The sequence below is a fragment of the Citreicella sp. C3M06 genome (assembly GCF_018860705.1).
GTDB lineage: Bacteria > Pseudomonadota > Alphaproteobacteria > Rhodobacterales > Rhodobacteraceae > Salipiger.
On sequence record NZ_JAHKQA010000024.1, the window covers coordinates 1 to 17,576 of the forward strand.

The following is a 17,576-nucleotide window of genomic DNA, read 5'->3' on the forward strand; positions in this document are numbered from 1 at the left end:
CGTAACTAACCGTAATCAGCCTCCGGAAAAACCGGGGCGGTTCAGGTGGCATGAGCCAACCCATACGGCCCGCCTACAAGACCAAGAACTGGCCCACCTACAACGAGGCGCTCAAGCGCCGTGCTGAACGGCTTCACCGCGCTCGGCATACCCGTTACGGAAGCCGTGGGATGACTCCGTCCGGGGAAAGGGATCATCCGGCCTTCAGCTGATTTGTGCAACGGAGCTGTCCCCAAAATTTCCTGCCTGCCTACACCCAGCAGCCTCTCGTTATGATTGAGGGTCCAGCAGGCCTGAGTCAGGTCTGGACGGCGCCGAAGGTCTTCATGCTTTCCTCTTCGATGGCCTCGAGAAGATCGCGTTTCAGAGAAATGAATTCGGGCGATGTGACAGCATCAGCGTTGCGTGGGCGGGGCAGGTCGATCTTTCGTTCCAGCTTGATCCCGCCAGGGCGCGCGGACATCACCAGCACGCGGTCGCCGAGGAAGATCGCCTCGTCCACATCGTGGGTGATGAAGAGCACCGTACGCTTGTGCTTCTGCCAGACATCGAGAAGCCAGCGCTGCATCATCGTCCGCGTCAGGGCATCCAACGCGCCGAAGGGCTCGTCGAGCAACATCAGGTCGCGCTTGAACAGGAACGTGCGCATCAGCGCCACGCGCTGGCGCATCCCCCCGGAGAGTTCGTGAGGAAACTTGTCGGCAAAGCCCGCGAGGCCGAATTCCGGTAGCATCCTCTGGGCCTGCTTTCGGGCCTGGCTGCGGTTCGCGCCTTCCATCTCGAGCGGCAGGATGGCGTTGTCGATGACATTTCGCCAGGCCAGAAGAAGATCGCGCTGCGGCATGAAAGAGACCTTGCCGAGCAGATCCTTGGACATCACCGAGCGGTCCTCGAACCGGACGGTCGATCCGGCGTCGGCGTCCTCGAGCCCCGAAAGCAGGCTGAATAGGGTGGACTTGCCGCAGCCCGAGGGGCCGACGAGGGTAACGAATTCACCCGGTGCCACCTTGAGGTTCACGTTGGAAAGCGCCTGAACTTCTCCAAAGGTCTTGGAAAGGTTGCGCAGATCCAGGATTGGCTTGGTTGTTTCGGACATTGTGGGCTCCGGCGTGAGCGTTTCGGGGAGGTGGCTGATCATGCGTAGAAGGCGGCTTGGACCATGGGAACGTCGGCGTCGTTGTCGGTGCGCACGATGACGCGGATATTGTCGTGGCAACTGGGCCAGCGTGCGGACCGTGCGCTGATGGCCAGGATGTGGCTCTGCTGGGTGGCCACGCAGGGCGCCGCAGAACCCCTGCAATAGAGCTCCGGCGGTGGTGCGGCGACGGCGTTTCCGGCCTGCTGGACGACATCGACAGTGTCGTTGCAGGTCGTTAACGCCTCAGGCCCCACGCCGGGAGTGGACATGGCCGGCAACCGCGAGACGCGGTCCTTGGCAGAACGGTCGGTATCAATGATGAGGCGCATCAGTAAAATTCGAACCCCATGGTACGGGCATGGTAGTAGAGGCCACCGTCCTGCACGATCAGGAATTCGGCGCGGGTGTCGCCGTCGTTGTGGTGGCTGTGCTTGGCTGCGGGCGGGGTCAGCAGGGTGGCCCAGGGGCTCCAGTCGCATTTCAGCTCGTCAACCATGGAATAGGCCGGATCGCCGGCGACGGCCAGTGTCAGCGCAGCCGAGTTGTGCTTGTGCGGGGGCTGAAAGCTGTTCGGCTTCAACGTGTTCAGCGACAGGGTCAGCGTGGGCGCAATGTTGCGGCTGTCGACAGTCTGCTCGGCCGAGAAGATCAGCGCGTGACCGGAGGTGTTGTCATTGGCGTCGCGCTGGTAGACCGTGTCGAGCTGGTAGGTGATCTCTTGCGCGGGATAGTGCACGAAGCTGGTCGCGGCCTCGGCCTCGGCGCCGGTGACGGGCTGGGCCTTTTCGAAAGCAAGTTGGGGATCGTTGCCAACAGCCCAGAACACCGCGCTTTCGCTGGCCGCGATGCGGGCCCCGACACCGCCGGGCAACAGGAAGACGTCGCCTTTGCCGAGCGTTGCGGTTTCATCACCGATAACGATCTGCGCGGCGCCGTCGATCACGTACCAGATCGACGCGGTGCAGTTCAGCGTTACATCCAGCGTTTCGCCCGTGAGCACGGTCGCATAGCGGGCCAGCATCAGTGGGGTGGTGGCGGGAAAGGGGCACTCAAGCTCGTTCGAGAGATCGCAGAGCACCCAGCCTGTCGCATCCTTTGCCATGGCGCGGGCGGGCTCGTCGCGCAGGATCCGTGGCGGCACCGGGGGAAGCTTGAGGTTGAAGGCGTTGCCGGAGTTGAAATAGCGACCGCGGGCCTCTGCCGCGTTTGCCGGTGTGCGCGGCAGCTGCACCGGCATTTCGGCCATGTCATTGTTGATCATCCGAGATCTCCTTGGGTGAAAGAGGCGGCGGCAGCGCGCAAAGTGACGTCGAGCAGCACCTGCGCACCGGCCGCCAGATGTGCCGGCTCGGCCCATTCATCGGGGTGATGGCTGAGCCCGCCGCGACAAGGCACGAAGATCATCGCCGAGGGGGTAAGCGGCGCCATGTGGCGGGCGTCGTGACCGGCGGCGGAGAGCAGTTCCATCGCGGGAAATGCGCGGGCGGCGGCACTGTCGAGGATCGCCGCCCGCAGGAAGGGCGAAAAGCTGTTCGCGCGGGCATTGATCATGGGGTGGATGCCGACCTTGCAGGGAGCGCTCTCGCGCTGCGCCGCTTGTTCTAGCGCGAGGCCCGTATGATCCAGCACAGTGTTGTCGGGGTGGCGCAGGTCGATGCGGAAACGCACCGTGGCGGGCACGACGGAGGGAGCGTTTGGCGCCACCTCCACCCGGCCGATGGTGAAGCGGATGTCGGGGCCGGCCTTGAGCGCGGCCTGCTGCATGGCGAGCGCAACGCGGGCGAAGGCCTGCACCGCATCGGCGCGCCGTTCCATCGGTTCGGTTCCGGCGTGGGCCTCCTTACCGCTCAGCGTGAGCTCGTAGGTTTTTTTGCCCTGAATGCCGGTGACAGCGCCAATGACGCTTTCGCTCTGCTCCAGCAGATCGGCCTGTTCGATATGGGGCTCGATATAGGCGTGCAAGGCAAAGCCGGGCGCATGGCGAGGCAGGTCGGGCAAGGCCTCGGCCAGCCGGGCCAGTTCGGTGGCCACACTGATGCCATCGGCGTCGACGACCGCCCGTATATCGTCGAGGCTGCGCGAGCCGTTGAAAACCTCGGAGCCCATCATGCCGGGGGCGAAACGGCCGCCTTCTTCGTTCATCCAGGCGACCAGCGTGACCGGGCGCGGCGGCGTAATGGAATTTTCATGCAGGGTTTGAAGTACTTCGAGGGCAGCTAGTACGCCGAAGATGCCGTCGAAACGCCCTCCGGTGGGCTGGCTGTCCATGTGCGAGCCGATCAGCACCGGCGCGCCGTCCTGCGCGCCGGGCATGGTCAGGAACAGGTTGCCCGCCGTGTCGAATGACGGGGCAAGGCCGATCTCCTTGCCCCAGCCGATCAGGCGGGCCATCGCGGCGCGGTCCTGTGCGGACAGCGCCTGTCGGTCGACACCGCCGTCGGAGCGCGCGCCGATTTCCGCCATTGACATCAGGCGCGACCAGAGGCGGCTGGCGTTTACGGTGGGAGTGGCGGGAGCGGCTGTCATAGGTCAGTTGGTCCTCATCACTTGATCGGGATCGGCACGTTTGTCGCGCAGGCCCCAGGCACCGGCTTCGGCCATAGCGATGAACTCGGCCAGGTGCTGATTGAAGAGGGCAGGCTCTTCCAGATTCAGGGTGTGGCCGGTCTTGGGCAGGATCAGCAGACCCGAAGCCGGCATCATCTTCTTGAGGTAGATGCCCGGCTGGAGGCAATGATCATCCTCGTCACCAACCATGATCAGGGCCGGCAGTGTGCAGGCTTTCAGCGCGTCTTCGAGATCCCAGAATGATGGGCGGCGCGCCTGAACGCCGCGCATCGTGTTGGCGGCGCCGACCTTGTCGTGACGCGCGAGGCGCGCTACGAACTTGAGGTGTTCTCGGGGGTCTTTGTTCTCGAACTGTACGCGGCTTGCGCCACGGCCGTAGATCTCGGCAAAGGCGACCGGATCTTCCTCGAACTTGTCGGCGACCGTGAGAGAGACGCCACGAAAATAATCGGCCGTCTCCTTTTCGCAGCCATAGCCTGCGCCAGCGATGGTCAGCGACAGGGCGCGGTCGGTGTACTTCAGGCCGAAGTGCAAAGCGGTGAACCCGCCCATGGACAGGCCAACGATATGGGCCTTGTCGATTCCGGCGGCGTCAAGCACCGCGATGGCGTCATCGACCGCGATCGACTGGGAATAACTGTCGATCCCCGCAGGAATGTCGGAAGGAGCATAGCCCCGGGCTGCATAGGTGATGCATCGATGGCGCCGGGCGAACTGGCTCATCTGCGGCTCCCACGCGTCGTAATTTCCACCGAATTCGTGGATGAACAGGATCGGAGAGCCGCTGTCCCCCGCCATTTCATAGTAGAGTTTCGTGCCGTCTGTCGCAGTGGCGAACATGTCCCTCTCCCTTAGAACAAGGCCGGCACGTCGGTCAGGCTTTTGGCCTTTTCGACGTAATCGGCGAGGTTGTCTGCAAACTTCTCGGCCCAGGCTTCCGGCACGGTGGTCGAGACCTTGATGAAACGATCGCCGAAGGCCTCGGTGTGATAGGCGCCCTGGCGGATCATCACGCCGTCAAGGCGCGCCGCCTCGACGATGGCTTCGGGGGAGACGCCGGTCGAACCGGTTTCGAGGATCAGGAAATTGCCTTGGGAAGGCCAGATCGGGATCGCCATGCCAAGCGCCTCGGCTGCGGCCTTGATCCTGACCTTGTTGGCAAGATCGATGCGGCGAACATCCTTCATCCAGTCATCCTTGACCTTCAGCCCCGCCATGGCGCCGCGCTGCGCGACGACGCTGCCACCCAGCACCGAGGTCGAAACCGCAGCGAGTTCAGCAATCAGGGCAGGGTTTCCGACCAGCCCGCCGATGCGCATTCCGGCAAGGCCCAGCCACTTGGAAAAGCTCAGCGAGCAGATGGCGTTCTCGGCATCGATGGCGACGGCGGGCGTGTGGCCCTCGGCGAAGTCACGGTAGGTGCAGTCATGCACCAGAAGCGCGCCGTTTTCCTTGGCGATGGCGGCGAACGCGCCGAGCTCTTCGGCACTGTAGGTGACGCCGAGCGGATTGTTGGGATCCACCACGTAAAGGATGGCGCAACGGTCGTCGATATACGCGCGCAGCAGGTCCGGCGTGAGCTTGTAGTCGGTTTCAGGCCCGTAGATCGGGGTCTGCACGACCTCGGCGCCCTGCTGCTTGGCGAACAGGCAGGGCCATTTCCACGTGGGGTCCGTGGTCACCAGCGTGGTGCCCGGTTTGGCACGGGCGCGGCAGATCAGCGACAGGGCGTTCACGCCGCCCTCGGTCACCAGCGCCTCAAGCCCTGGAACCCCGAAATCGGCGACGATAGCTGCGCGCAGGTCCTCGAATCCCAAGGGGGGGGCATAGGCGTTGTATTCGCCGGACTTGATCGAGGCGACCATGGCGGCGGTGACCTCAGGGTGGGCGGGGATGTGATTGGTGTTCTGCCCCATCCAGACCAGGCCCGGCGTCTTGAACAGCTCGTCGAAGTATCGGTTGCGAACAGAGAGATCAGCCATCAGATCACCGAACCGCGCGCCGCGATGCCGCCGTCGATGGTGATGACGGTACCGGAGATGTAGCCGGCCTTGGGCGAGGCAAGGAAGGCGCAGAGATCGGCCACTTCCTGCGCCGTCGCCGGGCGCTTGCCGGGATACTTCGCGTACAGCTCTTCCCAGCGGCTTTCGTCCCCCAGCATGTCGATGGCCTTGCGCTTCATGATCTTGAGCATGCGGTCGGTGTCGACCGGGCCGGGGTTCACGCCGACGACGCGGATGCCTTCGTCCAGCGAGCGCCCGCCCAGTGCCTTGGTAAATGACATCAGCGAGGCGTTGCCGGTCGAGCCCGCGAAATAGGATGCATCCCAGTTCTCGCCGGAGTTGCCGATGACGTTGATGATGACGCTGTCGGCCTTGCCCTTGCGCTTCTGCCAGAACAGGCGGGACAAGGTGATGTAGCCGAAAACCTTGAGGTCGAAGCCCTTGCGCAGCTCCTCATCGGTAACGTCCTCGATGGAGCCGGCAGGAATGTCGCCGGCGTTGTTGATCAGGATGTCGTAATCGCCGACGGCGGTGTCGAGGGCAGTCATCGATTCGGTCGTGCCCAGGTCGGCAGGGTGCAGCGTGACGATCACATCGTACTCTGCTTCGATTCTGGCCTTCAGGGCATTCAGCGCGTCACCGTTGCGAGCAGCAAGATGCAGGTTGCAGCCCTCGGCGGCCAAGGTCAGCGCACAGGCATAGCCGATCCCCTTGGATGCGCCGGTGATCAGCGCCGTCTTGCCGGTCAGGTTCAGTTCCATCGAAAACTCCAGTTTGAATGCATGTTTCTTAATTTTGCATACATGAATGTCATTTGCTGTCCATGCTTCAGTGCGGATCAAACGGCAAAGCGCAGTCTCCTGCCATGAAATCTGCCCGATAGTTCAGCATTTTCGCGCACTCACATCGGTAAAGATTAGGAAATGTGTTTTCTCGGGGGAGGAAGCAAAGATTTTCCGCACTTTGGAAAACGTGTTCCATAAATGAGGTTGAGTATGCATAGATGCTGTTTACGGATGCGAGTATCTGGGGTTTAGGGTTGGGCCACGCAACTTCGCAGAAATATCTCTCCGGTAGGATGATCATGGCTCAGGCCAGACTGAAACGCTTCGGTAAGACCTTCCAAGGCGCGGGCACCAACACGATCTCTGCGCTCGGCCCGCAGGTCGAGGATGGTGATTGCCTCGTGATGCTCGGGCCTCCCGGATGCGGCGTGTTCATGACCATGCGCATGATTGTCGGGCAGAAGGATCCGAGCCAGAGTGTGATGTGCATCGCGGAGCGGCGCGACCGCCTTTGCTCCTCGGTATTCCAAATTACGCGCGTTACCGCGCCGGACCGTTGCGCAGAATGGCGGCTTCGGCCAAGGCCCGAAGCCGCCACCGCGGACTCCGGGTCTGGTGCCCGTCCTGCTTCCATGGAACGGTCTTCTAGGGCCGGATCTCATCGTACAGTGACCCGTTATCAACGCGATCCGGATCGCCATCGCACAGCGGGAATCCCTTGGGCAAAGGGGCAAGACGTCTGCCGAGGTGACGGTCGCGCCGTCTCCGCCAATCCCGCCCCTGCTGCTGAAGAAAATTCCCTCAATGGATGGCGATGAACCGCATCAAGAGCTGATCGTCGACATGAATAACCAAGAAAGGAACGTCGTCATGACGGACTACGCCAAACCCGAGCACTACTCTGACACCGAATGGGAGGCCCGCGTTTCGCTTGCTGCGGCCTATCGCATGGTGGCCAGGCTTGGCCTCGACGACCTTATCTATAACCATATCTCTCTCCGCGTGCCGGGCACGACGGACCAGTTTTTGATCAACCCCTACGGACTGATGTTCAACGAGATCACGGCGTCTTCGTTGGTGAAGATCAACACCGTCGGCGACGTGATCGAAGAAACCGCGCACACGGTGAACAAGGCCGCCTTCGTCATCCACGCCGCAGTGCACAAGAGCCGTGCTGACGCCCATTGCGTGCTGCATACTCATTCTGACGCATCGACTGCCGTGTCCGGGCAGCCGGACGGTTTGCTGCCGCTGTCGCAATTCGCGATGCGATTCTACAACCGGCAGGGCTTTCACGCCTATGAAGGCGTGGCGATCGACGAGGCCGAACAGCAGCGCATCGTCGCCCACCTCGCCGATCACCCGGTCATGCTGATGCGCAATCACGGGATTCTGACCTGCGGTCGCACCCCGGGCGAGGCCTTCATGCTGCTCTATTATTTCGAACGCGCGGCGAAGATCCAGCTGCAGATGCAGGCCGCCTGTGCCTCTGGTATCGAGCTGGTGCTTCCCTCCCCCGAGGTCTGCGAAAAGGCGGCACGCCAGTTCTGGGAACTGAAGGGCGATATCCTCATTCCAGGTGAGCGGGAATGGCCAGGTCTGATGCGCGATCTCGACCGTGTGGATGCGGGTTACCGGGCATGAGCCGGGAAATCCGTCTGGGCCTGTTCCTGCTGGGAACGGGCAGCCACATTTCGGGCTGGCGTATGCCCGGAGCGGTGGATGGCTTCGAGGATATCGCGCAGATCGCTGCGATCTGTCAGGAAGCCGAGCGCGGGCTGTTCGACCTGATCTTCATGGGCGACAATCTGAACGCCGACCCCACGGCGCACCCGTCCTACTGTTCGCGGCTGGAGCCGCTGACCATGCTGTCTGCCATCGCGATGCAGACAACGCATGTGGGGCTGGGCGCGACCTCTTCGACCACATACGGCGATCCCTGGACGCTGGCGCGGGCGTTTTCCTCGCTTGACCATATCTCTGGTGGCCGGGCGGCGTGGAATTCCGTCACCACCTCCGCGCCACAGGCGGCGGCGAATTTCGGCACGTCGCATCCCGATCATGCGCGGCGCTACGAGCGGTCTGCCGAATTTATCGAGGTGGTGAAGGCGCTCTGGACGGCTTGGGAGCCGGGGGCGACCCCGAAGGATACAGAGACGGGGCAGTATTTTGACCCGGACCGGATCCATCCGGTGAATCACGACGGTGCGTTCTTCAAGGTGAAGGGGCCGATCAATATCTCGCGCTCACCGCAGGGGCGCCCGCTGATCCTTCAGGCCGGCGGGTCCGAAGCCGGTCAGGAGTTGGCGGCGAAACATGCCGATGTCGTCTTTACCGTGACGCAGGACCGCGACGAGGCCGCGGCTTTTTACGCGGGCCTCAAGGCGCGTTTGCCGAAGAATGGGCGCAGCGCTGACAAGCTTGTCGTGATGCCGGGCGTGATGCCTGTGGTCGGACGGACCGAGCAAGAGGCACGCGCTAAGCTGACCCGCCTGATGAGCTTTGTTGACGATGGGACTGCCCTCGGGATGCTTTCCGAGCGGTTCAACACCGACATGTCCAGCTATCCGCTGGATGGGCCGGTGCCAGATCTTGGCGAGAACGACGCCTACCATGCCTTCGCTCAAGCGATGCTATCCAAGGCCCGGCGCGAGGACATGTCGCTGCGCGACCTTTACGCGCTGGTCGCGGCGGCGCGTGGCCACTGGGTTTTGTGCGGTTCCGCCGAGCAGATCGCTGATACCCTACAGGAATGGTTCGAATGCGGGGCGGCCGACGGGTTCAACATTATGCCGGGCTGGTTCATGGACGGGCTGAGCGACTTCGTCGACCTTGTCGTGCCAATCCTGCAAGAGCGCGGCCTGTACAAGACCGCCTACGTCGAGGGTACGTTGCGCGACAAGCTGGGGCTGCCCGCGTGAACGGTTGGGCCGACCTGGTCAAGATCGATGCCGAGGTGGGGGCGTTCCGGCTGATCGACGCAGGCGGGGCAGGGCCAGTTCTGGTGCTGGTCCACGGCTGGGGCGGACAGGCGGCGCAGTGGAGCGCCGTCGTTCCCGGGCTGGCCGCGCGCTTTCGCGTTCTGCTGGCTGAGATGCCGGGAGGGGCCGGTGCCCCCTTGCGCGGGCCTGTCTCGATGGCCGCCATGGGGCAAGGGGTGGCGGCAGCCTTGACCGCTGCAGATCTGTCGCCAGCGATCCTGCTAGGGCATTCGATGGGCGGGCCGGTGGTCATCGAGGCCGGGCTGGCCGCGCCCGATCGCGTGGCCGGGATGATCGGCCTGGATACGCTTGCCGACGCGATCTACTATGGCGGCTCGGATGCTATGCAAATCGCAGCCCGGCGCAAGACCTTCGGGGCCGACCTGGAGGGCGAGACGCGACGCATGATTGACGCGATTACGGCCCCGGATACAGGGCAGGGACTGCGCGCGCAGATTGCCAGGAATATCCTGGCAGCGCGCCCCGAGGACCTGCTGGAGATGCGGGATGCGATGTTCGCTTGGGGGATTGCAGACCGACTGATGCATGTAAAGGTGCCGTTAAGGCTGATCAATTCCGTAGGGCTCGATGCTGCCCATCGCCGTGCGCCACTGGAGTGCCTGTCGGAGGTGCCGCAGGCGATCTATGGATCCGGGCATTTCCCCCAGCTCGAAATGCCAGAGCAGCTGGTGCCCCAGCTGCTCGTCGAACTTGACCAGCTTTAAAAACTTTGAAATGAACGCGGCTCGTCATACGCTGCATGTTCAAACGCCTGATCCTGTATATGTTCCCTTGGAGCACTACGGCAAGTTATTGGAAACTACTGCATGACCGAAACCGTCGAATCCTATTTCGAGAAGACAGGCCGTCGACAACCGACACGTGCAGAAGAGTTGCGCAGAGATCTGGAAGGGATGATCGTCGAAGGTCAGCTCAAGCCCGGTGATCGCCTGGACGAAACCGAGATTGCCAACCGTTTCAAGGTTTCCCGTACCCCGGTCCGCGAGGCGATCAAGGCGCTGGTTGCGACAGGGCTTGCCGAGGTGCGTGGACGGCAGGGCACGATGGTCTCGACCCTTTCGGTGCCGGTGCTGATCGAAATGTTCGACCTGATGGCAGCCTTGGAAGGGTTGTGTGCCCGGCTGGCGGCGCGCCGCATCACTCACCAAGAGAAAACCCAGATGCTGGCGATTCAGCAGCAGCTGATCGCCGCTTTCGAGGAGGGTGATCCCGAAGCCTTCTACAAGATAAACGAAGATTTTCACGACCTTCTCTATAAGGCAGCCCATACGCATTTCCTGGCGGACCAGACCATTGCGCTGCGGCTTCGCCTGTCGCCATATCGCCGGCAGGTGACCTTTCAGCCGGGCAAGATGCGCGCGACTTTGTCCGAGCATCAGGAAATCATCGACGCGATCGACGCCGGAGATTCCGATCGTGCCATGGTTGCCGCCAGCGAGCATGTGCGCCTTCTGGGCGACCACCTCTCCGATTTCATCGCGACGATTCCGCCTCATCTTCTGGGCTGATGCACCGGCGGCCCTTGGGGCCGCAGGTGTGGCGCGCGCACCTTCTGATTGCGGGCGGCATGCTGATGGCGGTGCGCGGCTTTGCGCTTCACAGCCGTAGCTTAGCCCGCGCATCGGCACTTTTGTACTCTACAACTCAATATCTGTATATTTGGTGCGAGCCGAATGGCCAGATGGAGGCTGATCCGGTCAAAATATCGGCATTCTATACGAATTTTGCAGCAAAATTCCGGGTTTGATTCCCAGATGTTCACGACTTGCTACTTTTAGGTATCCTGAAGCAAAATGGTTGCATACGTGAACGACATGATGAAGACATTCTCTGCCCCTCTCCTAGCCGCCGCTGCCGTCATCTGCGCCACCTCCGCGCAGGCCGACGAAGAGGTGACCTTGCGCCTCAAATGGCTGACGCAAGCGCAGTTCGCTGGCCCCTATGTCGCCGAAGCCATGGGCTTTTATGACGAAGAGGGCCTGGATGTGACGATTCAGCCCGGCGGTCCGAACATCAACGTGGAAACCATGGTGGCCTCCGGCGCGAACACCTTCGGCATCGCTTCGGGGACGGAGGGCGTGCTGGCCTCGCGCGCGAAGGGTCTTCCGATCAAGGCGATCGGTATCGACCACCAGGTCACGCCCTATGTTTACGTGACCAAGCCCGACTCCGGCATCAAGACCGCTGCCGATTTCAAGGGCAAGAAGGTCGCGACCTGGTTCACCGGCCCGCAATACGTGCTGTATTCAGTGCTGGCCGCCAACGGGGTCGAGCAGAGCGACGTCAACATTATCTCGCAGTCGGTGACGCTGCAGCCCTTCATCGATGGTGAGTTCGACGTGGCGACTGCGACGCTTTACAACGAATACAATACGCTGCTGGCAAAGGGCCTGACCGATCTGGTTGTCATCTCGCCCGAAGATAGCGGCATGGTGTCCCAGCAGGACGCCATCATCACTTCCGACGAGATGATCGCAGAGAAACCCGAGGTCGTGCAGGGGTTCCTCGACGCGACGCTGCGCGGTTGGAAATATGCCTTCGAACACCCCGAGGAAGCCATCGACATGGTGATGGATGCGGGTACCGGCCTCGACCGCGATCACCAAACCAAGATGCTTGAAAAGGTGCAGGAACTGATGACCGGCACCACCGGCACTAGCGAAGGCCTCGGCTATCTGAACATGGATGCCATCAGCACCATCGAGAAGAATTTGGTCAAGTACAAGGCTATCGATGAATCCGTTGACATCACCACCGCCTTCGACTCGTCTTTCTGGGAAAACGTTCCCGCCGAGTACAAGACCGTGGCCAAGTAACGCCACGGCACCGGCAATGAGGCTCAGGGCACCCTCAGGTGCCCTGAACTGTTTTGTACAGACGCGTCATGCACAAGCTGCTCAATGGCTTCGGGAGCTATGACGAGATGCTCGTTCACTTCGAAGCCAGCGCGGCGGCGATGACCTTGGGCGGCCTCAGCCGCTGGCGGGGCCACCCGGTGCAGACGGCACGTGGACCCTGTCTTAGATGTCCGCGACGCCGTGCCAAAGCGTAACATCCTGAAAAGCAGCCCCTATCCTACAGAGCAAAGCTTCGGACATCGGCACGCCGCAGATCTGCAACCCGATGGGAATCCCGGCACTTGAGCGTCCGCAGGGGACGGTCAGCGTGGGAAAGCCGCTGGTACTGAAGGGCACGGTATAGCGCCCGATCACCTGAGTAGACGCTTCGTCGGAGGCGAAGCTGCCCATGAAGGCGTTCGAGGGGCCGCCGACGGGCAAGGCGGGCAACAGGGCCGCATCGACGCCCGAGAAGGCCGCTGCCATTTGCTCGCGATGCCGTCGAACCTGCACCTTGGCGTCGGCGATCTGCGCCGAGGACCGGCCTTGTCCACGCAGGATCAGATCGGTCAGGGCTTTACCGTAGATGTCTGCATGCGCGAGGTAGCTGTCGCGGTGCAGCGCGGCGGCCTCGGCGGAAGAAATCACGCTCCATGCGCCGATGACCGGCTCCGGATCGGGCAGGGAAATTTCGACAATCTGCGCGCCAAGGCGACGGAAGACCTGCACCGCCTCCGCCACGGCGTCCTGAACCGCCAGATCGGAAATCGCGATTTCCCGGGCGGGCAAACCAAGACGAAGGCCGTGCAGATCCTGCGGCCCACCCACGCGGCAAGGCGTGATCGGGGCGGACAGGCTGGTCGGATCCCTCGGGTCATGCCCGGCCACGGCATCCATGAGCAAGGCCACGTCGCGCGCCGTGCGCGCCATCGGCCCTACAGTATCGAAGGCAGGCGACAGGGGATGCACCCCGAATGTGCTGATCCTGCCCCATGTTGGCTTCAACCCTGTCACACCGCAGCACCCAGAGGGAAGGCGGATGGATCCGCCGGTGTCGGTACCGATGCTGCCAAAGGTCAACCCTGCAGCCAGGGCGACGCCGGAACCGCTGGAGGAGGTGCCGGTCCAGTGGTCCGGCCCGTATGGGTTCTGAGGGGGCGGAACGCTGGCGTGATGCTCGACCCAGACGCCTTCGCTCAGAGTCAGTTTGCCAAGCCGGACGGCTCCGGCGGCGCAGAGCCGGGTCATGACTGTCGATGAGCCGCCGGAATGGGCGGAATGAAGTGCCGGATTTCCGAAGGTGGCGGGCGCATCGGGGTCATCGATGGCGTCCTTCACAGCGATGGGGATCCCTTGCAGAGGGCCCGTCAGCCGGCCTTCATTGCGATCCGCATCGGCCCGGTCCGCGTCGGCCAATGCCAAGTCTGGCGTCAGCAGAGTATAGGCATGCAGCGCCGGGTCGAGCGACGCGATACGCTCCAAGACGGCTTCGGTAAGGTGGCGGGAGGTGACAGTGCCCGCGTCCAGTGCAAGCGCGGCATCCGTGATGGTCAGCGACCAGAGATTCGAATTTTTCATAGCCTCTGGGTTACACGAAATTTCTTTTTCTGCATGCATGAAGTCAATTTGAAGATTCATTATGATCAATTTCGTGCATATCTGCTTCGACCAACGTGAAAACTTGGGCACAAGATAACAGAGCCATCGATCCGGTGCTCTTTTGAGTGCGATCGGTCCGGCCTTCTCCTACCAAGCAGGGAACCGGTCGGACATCGTTGTGCTGGCCTTTCCGGCAAGGAAGCAGAAACAATGAAGAAAATACCATGACGGAAAAACCTCTCTCACCTCTCTCACGCCTCCTCAGAAGCTCACCGGCTGTCGGTGCGATGGTGCTGATCTTGTGGCTGGTCACCGTGCCGTTGTTCGGAATATCCGCCCAGACGCTGCCGGCGCTGCCGGATGTGCTGCTGAGCGGGTTCAATATCTGGGGCGATCTGCTCGACAGCACGATCTACACCCTGACGGAAACCTTCTTCGGCTTTGTCGCCGGAGCCGTGATCGGCATCAGCAGCGGCTTGCTGTTCTGGTGGTCGAAAAAGGCCGAGCAGATGCTGCTGCCGATCTTCGTCGCGCTGCAGACCGTACCGATCATCGCCTTCGGGGCGATCGTGGTCATCTGGTTCGGCAACGGCATGGTGTCAAAGGTGGTGATTGCTCTCTACCTCACCTTCTTCCCCGTGGCAGTGAATACGGCCCGTGGCCTTGAGCGCACCGACCCCGAGTTGCTCAAGTTGCTGCGCAGTTTTGGGGCGAGCAAGTTCCGGATCTTTCGCACCGTGTCCCTTCCCACGGCTCTGTCCTCGATCATGACGGGCCTGAAGATCGGCATTCAGCTCAGCCTCGTGGGCGCGCTGGTGGGGGAATGGTTCGGCGATACGCGGGGCCTTGGCACGTTGCTGCTGCAAAGTCTGTACTTCGAGGACACCGAGCGCGTCTGGCTTCTCATCCTGCTTCTCGGGCTTATCGGTCAGATCCTGTTCGTCCTGCTGAGCCGGATCGAAAAACGCTATATCTGGTGGAAATGACATGACTTATCTCAACAGGGCGCTCCTGCCGGCCGTCTCGATCTTCCTGCTGTTCCTGATCTGGCAGATGATGGTCATGATCCTAGACCTGCCCGCCTATATCCTGCCCTCACCCATCGAGATTTCTGGGGGCATCTGGGACAAGTCGGGCATGCTTGGCAGCAATGTCACCGTTACGCTGAAGAACACGTTGATCGGGTTTCTGATTGGCAGCCTGATCGGCCTGGCGCTCGCGCTGGTTATGGTGCTGTCGGACTGGGCTCATGACCTGATCATGCCGGTTGCGGTCGCCGTGTCATCTGTGCCGACCGCCGCATTTGTTCCGCTGATGCTGATCTGGTTCGGCCTGGGCGATGAATCCAAGGTGGCCATGGCCGCGCTCGCCGTCAGCTTCGTTGTGCTTCTGAACGCCGTGAGCGGGCTGAAATCCTGCCCTCAGGGTCAGATCAACCTGCTACGCAGTTTCGGGGCAAGTCGCCTGCATGTCCTGCTGAAACTGCAATTTCCCGCCTCGCTGCCGTCCATCATGACAGGGATGCGCGTGGGGCTGTCGCGTGCGACGATCACCGTCATCGTGACCGAGATGCTCGGCGCCTATTCGGGCATCGGGCAGACCATTTACCAGGCGACGGCGATCGTCGATTACGTGACGGTGTGGGCTGCCGTCATCGTGGCCTCGGCAGGAAGCCTGATCCTGTATGGCATCCTTGCCGGTCTGGACGCGAAATTTATCTGGTGGCGCTGATGGTGGCGCGCGGCTTTGATGATGTAAGCGCCCCCTGACGGCATCTGTGTGCCAAGGTGGGTCTGCGAGGATCCACAAAAGGACAGCGGTCATGTCGGAGATTATCCCGGTCGGACTCGATCTGGCAAAGAATGTGCTCCAAGTGCATGGAGCCGATGGCGCTGGTCACGCGGTACTACGCAAGAAGCTGCGGCGAGCGCAGGTGTTGGAGTTCTTCGGGCAGCTACCGCCTTGCGTTGTCGCGATGGAAGCCTGTGGCGGCGCTCATTTTTGGGGGCGTGAGATCAGCAAGCTGGGCCACGACGTTCGGCCAATCCCGCCGGCCTGGGTCAAGCCTTTCGTCAAAAGCCAAAAGAATGATGCTGCCGATGCCGAAGCAATCTGTGAAGCGGCAGGGCGCCCGACCATGCGTTTTATACCGGTGAAGAGTGAAGACACACAGGGAGCGGCACTGGTCTTTCGTGTGCGCGAGCTTCTCATCCGGCAGCGCACCCAAGCGATCAATGCATTGCGTGGCCACCTCACTGAATTCGGCCAGATTGTGCCTCAGGGCGCGGCGAACGCCTCGAAGCTGATTGCTTTCGTCGAGGACCCGGACAGCGGCAGACCTGCCGATGCCATCACCACTTTGAAGGTGCTGGTCATGGCACGCGCCCATCTGGAGGCGGAGATCGGGAAGCTGAATGCAGAGATCGCCCGCCGGGCCAAAGAAAATGACGTGGCCCGACTGTTGATGAGCGTTCCAGGCATTGGGCCACTGATCGCCACGGCTATCGCGACCCTGGCCCCGCCACCAGAGATCTTCCGCAAGGCCCGAGACTTTGCTGCCTGGCTGGGTCTGGTGCCGCGACAGCATTCGACCGGTGGCAAGCAGCGGCTCGGGGCCACGACGATCCTCTCGTGACATCGGCTTCACGATGCACTGCCGGGCAAAGGATGGGCGAGCGATCGCTGAGGCGGTTGCTGATCATCGGCGCCAACAGCGTCATCATCAAACGCCATGTCCATGCTGCCGCCAAGCCGGGCACGTGGTTGAGCGGAATGCTGTCCCGCAAGCCACCGATGCTGGTGCGGGTGGCGCTGGCAAACATCCCTCTCACACATGCTCCGCATGTGTTGCCGGGCGACGAATGGCACGGATCGTTTGGGCCCCCCCCTCTCGGCAGCATGCTGTGCATGCGCCTGCCGGGCAAGGGATGGCCCGCGGTGGTGTCTACAAGGCTCCGGCCACGGCGGCGTAAGCCGTGAGGGTCGCGAGGACGTCGGAGCGAAAGAGGGGCAAAGAGCAGTTTGGCGCAATCGTCGTGAGACGGGATCGAGAGAACCAGTGTGCAACAGAGTGCCTGAGAGCACGCGGCTTTGATCTGGACCCGATCTTCGAACACCATACGGGTCCGCGGCAAGTGTGACGCCGCATCATGAGGCCGGACACATGTCAGCACCCGATGACGCGCCAAAATCAGCGCTAGAATACCTCTTGCGCTTGGGGCGGTTACACGTGTTGCTCAAAACCTGTAAGGGATTCATCTCTTGAAACGAGCATAGTAGACGGGTGGCATGAGCGAACCCACACCGGCCGTCTACAAGACCAAGAGCTGACCCTCCTACAACGAGGCGCTCAAGCGCCGTGGTTCGCTGACGATCCCTTGACCGGCGGTACATGCTTGCATGTGCGAGAGGTTGGTTTGATCCCGTCGTGACCTGGCAGGCCGCGCCGACCGGCATGCGTAGTCGCCAGCCCGACGATAGCGATGCAGCGATCCAAACCTGCCTTACCATGACGGTGCTGTTTGGCATGGCGCTCAGGCAGACGACCGGGTTCGTTGAGAGTGGTCTGCCCCTGGCGGCCGTCTCATGCTGCTGCCGTCAAGTTGGCAATCCCATTTCACTATCAGGCTGTGAACCGCCCCGGT

At 62.0% G+C, this 17,576-nt stretch carries 15 protein-coding genes and 2 pseudogenes; 9 read left to right on the forward strand and 8 right to left on the reverse strand.

The genetic code is table 11. The features are described 5' to 3' along the window. Positions 1-298: 298 nt before the first annotated feature. The 7 genes from KO516_RS05275 to KO516_RS05305 are packed head-to-tail and all read right to left on the reverse strand — an operon-like array spanning position 299 to position 6,470. Positions 299-1,096 carry an ABC transporter ATP-binding protein gene (locus KO516_RS05275; RefSeq protein ID WP_216002765.1) on the reverse strand — a complete coding sequence of 266 codons (798 nt, stop codon included), beginning with the start codon at positions 1,094-1,096 and terminating at the stop codon, positions 299-301. 38 nt (positions 1,097-1,134) lie between these two features. Further along, positions 1,135-1,467 (reverse strand): hypothetical protein, encoded by a 333-nt coding sequence (locus KO516_RS05280; RefSeq protein WP_216002766.1) that lies wholly within the window; start codon positions 1,465-1,467, stop codon positions 1,135-1,137. Continuing rightward, a complete protein-coding gene (locus tag KO516_RS05285; RefSeq protein ID WP_216002767.1) occupies positions 1,467-2,399 on the reverse strand; it encodes a hypothetical protein in 933 nt (310 codons plus the stop codon). The genes KO516_RS05280 and KO516_RS05285 overlap by 1 nt, the downstream gene beginning before the upstream one ends. Continuing rightward, positions 2,396-3,664, reverse strand: a complete 1,269-nt coding sequence (locus KO516_RS05290; RefSeq protein ID WP_216002768.1) for a M20 family metallo-hydrolase — start codon at positions 3,662-3,664, stop codon at positions 2,396-2,398. Before KO516_RS05290 ends, KO516_RS05285 begins: the two co-directional genes overlap by 4 nt. A gap of 3 nt (positions 3,665-3,667) precedes the next feature. Continuing rightward, the gene (locus KO516_RS05295; RefSeq protein ID WP_216002769.1) at positions 3,668-4,546 is read right to left on the reverse strand and encodes an alpha/beta fold hydrolase; all 879 of its coding nucleotides are present in this window, start codon (positions 4,544-4,546) and stop codon (positions 3,668-3,670) included. An 11-nt stretch (positions 4,547-4,557) separates the two neighbouring features. Next, entirely contained in the window at positions 4,558-5,688 is a 1,131-nt protein-coding gene (locus KO516_RS05300; RefSeq protein WP_216002770.1) for a pyridoxal phosphate-dependent aminotransferase, read from the reverse strand. Then, positions 5,688-6,470, reverse strand: coding sequence for an SDR family oxidoreductase (locus tag KO516_RS05305; protein ID WP_216002771.1), 783 nt, complete (start codon positions 6,468-6,470; stop codon positions 5,688-5,690). Before KO516_RS05305 ends, KO516_RS05300 begins: the two co-directional genes overlap by 1 nt. Before the next feature lie 828 nt (positions 6,471-7,298). Between KO516_RS05305 and KO516_RS05310 the strand changes: the two genes are divergently transcribed. The 5 genes from KO516_RS05310 (at position 7,299) to KO516_RS05330 (ending at position 12,312) form a co-directional block, all read left to right on the forward strand. Next, the gene (locus KO516_RS05310; protein WP_216002772.1) at positions 7,299-8,138 is read left to right on the forward strand and encodes a class II aldolase/adducin family protein; all 840 of its coding nucleotides are present in this window, start codon (positions 7,299-7,301) and stop codon (positions 8,136-8,138) included. Continuing rightward, positions 8,135-9,415 carry an LLM class flavin-dependent oxidoreductase gene (locus KO516_RS05315; protein WP_216002773.1) on the forward strand — a complete coding sequence of 427 codons (1,281 nt, stop codon included), beginning with the start codon at positions 8,135-8,137 and terminating at the stop codon, positions 9,413-9,415. Before KO516_RS05310 ends, KO516_RS05315 begins: the two co-directional genes overlap by 4 nt. After that, positions 9,412-10,200 carry an alpha/beta fold hydrolase gene (locus KO516_RS05320; protein WP_216002774.1) on the forward strand — a complete coding sequence of 263 codons (789 nt, stop codon included), beginning with the start codon at positions 9,412-9,414 and terminating at the stop codon, positions 10,198-10,200. The genes KO516_RS05315 and KO516_RS05320 overlap by 4 nt, the downstream gene beginning before the upstream one ends. Before the next feature lie 102 nt (positions 10,201-10,302). Then, the gene (locus KO516_RS05325) at positions 10,303-11,004 is read left to right on the forward strand and encodes a GntR family transcriptional regulator (protein WP_216002775.1); all 702 of its coding nucleotides are present in this window, start codon (positions 10,303-10,305) and stop codon (positions 11,002-11,004) included. Between the two features lie 306 nt (positions 11,005-11,310). Beyond that, complete coding sequence (locus KO516_RS05330) at positions 11,311-12,312, forward strand: ABC transporter substrate-binding protein (RefSeq protein ID WP_216002776.1); 1,002 nt, start codon at positions 11,311-11,313, stop codon at positions 12,310-12,312. A gap of 204 nt (positions 12,313-12,516) precedes the next feature. Here the strand turns inward: KO516_RS05330 and KO516_RS05335 are convergent, their stop codons facing one another. Beyond that, complete coding sequence (locus KO516_RS05335; RefSeq protein ID WP_216002777.1) at positions 12,517-13,971, reverse strand: amidase; 1,455 nt, start codon at positions 13,969-13,971, stop codon at positions 12,517-12,519. A gap of 248 nt (positions 13,972-14,219) precedes the next feature. On the opposite strand from KO516_RS05335, the gene KO516_RS05340 reads away from it, so the two are divergent. The 4 genes and pseudogenes from KO516_RS05340 to KO516_RS05355 form a co-directional block, all read left to right on the forward strand. Further along, positions 14,220-14,918, forward strand: coding sequence for an ABC transporter permease (locus KO516_RS05340; RefSeq protein ID WP_216002778.1), 699 nt, complete (start codon positions 14,220-14,222; stop codon positions 14,916-14,918). A 1-nt stretch (position 14,919) separates the two neighbouring features. Beyond that, the gene (locus tag KO516_RS05345) at positions 14,920-15,663 is read left to right on the forward strand and encodes an ABC transporter permease (protein ID WP_216002779.1); all 744 of its coding nucleotides are present in this window, start codon (positions 14,920-14,922) and stop codon (positions 15,661-15,663) included. A gap of 91 nt (positions 15,664-15,754) precedes the next feature. Beyond that, positions 15,755-16,904: pseudogene (locus tag KO516_RS05350) on the forward strand (IS110 family transposase). 316 nt (positions 16,905-17,220) lie between these two features. Then, positions 17,221-17,576 (forward strand): annotated as a pseudogene (locus tag KO516_RS05355) (transposase); the annotation flags it as partial.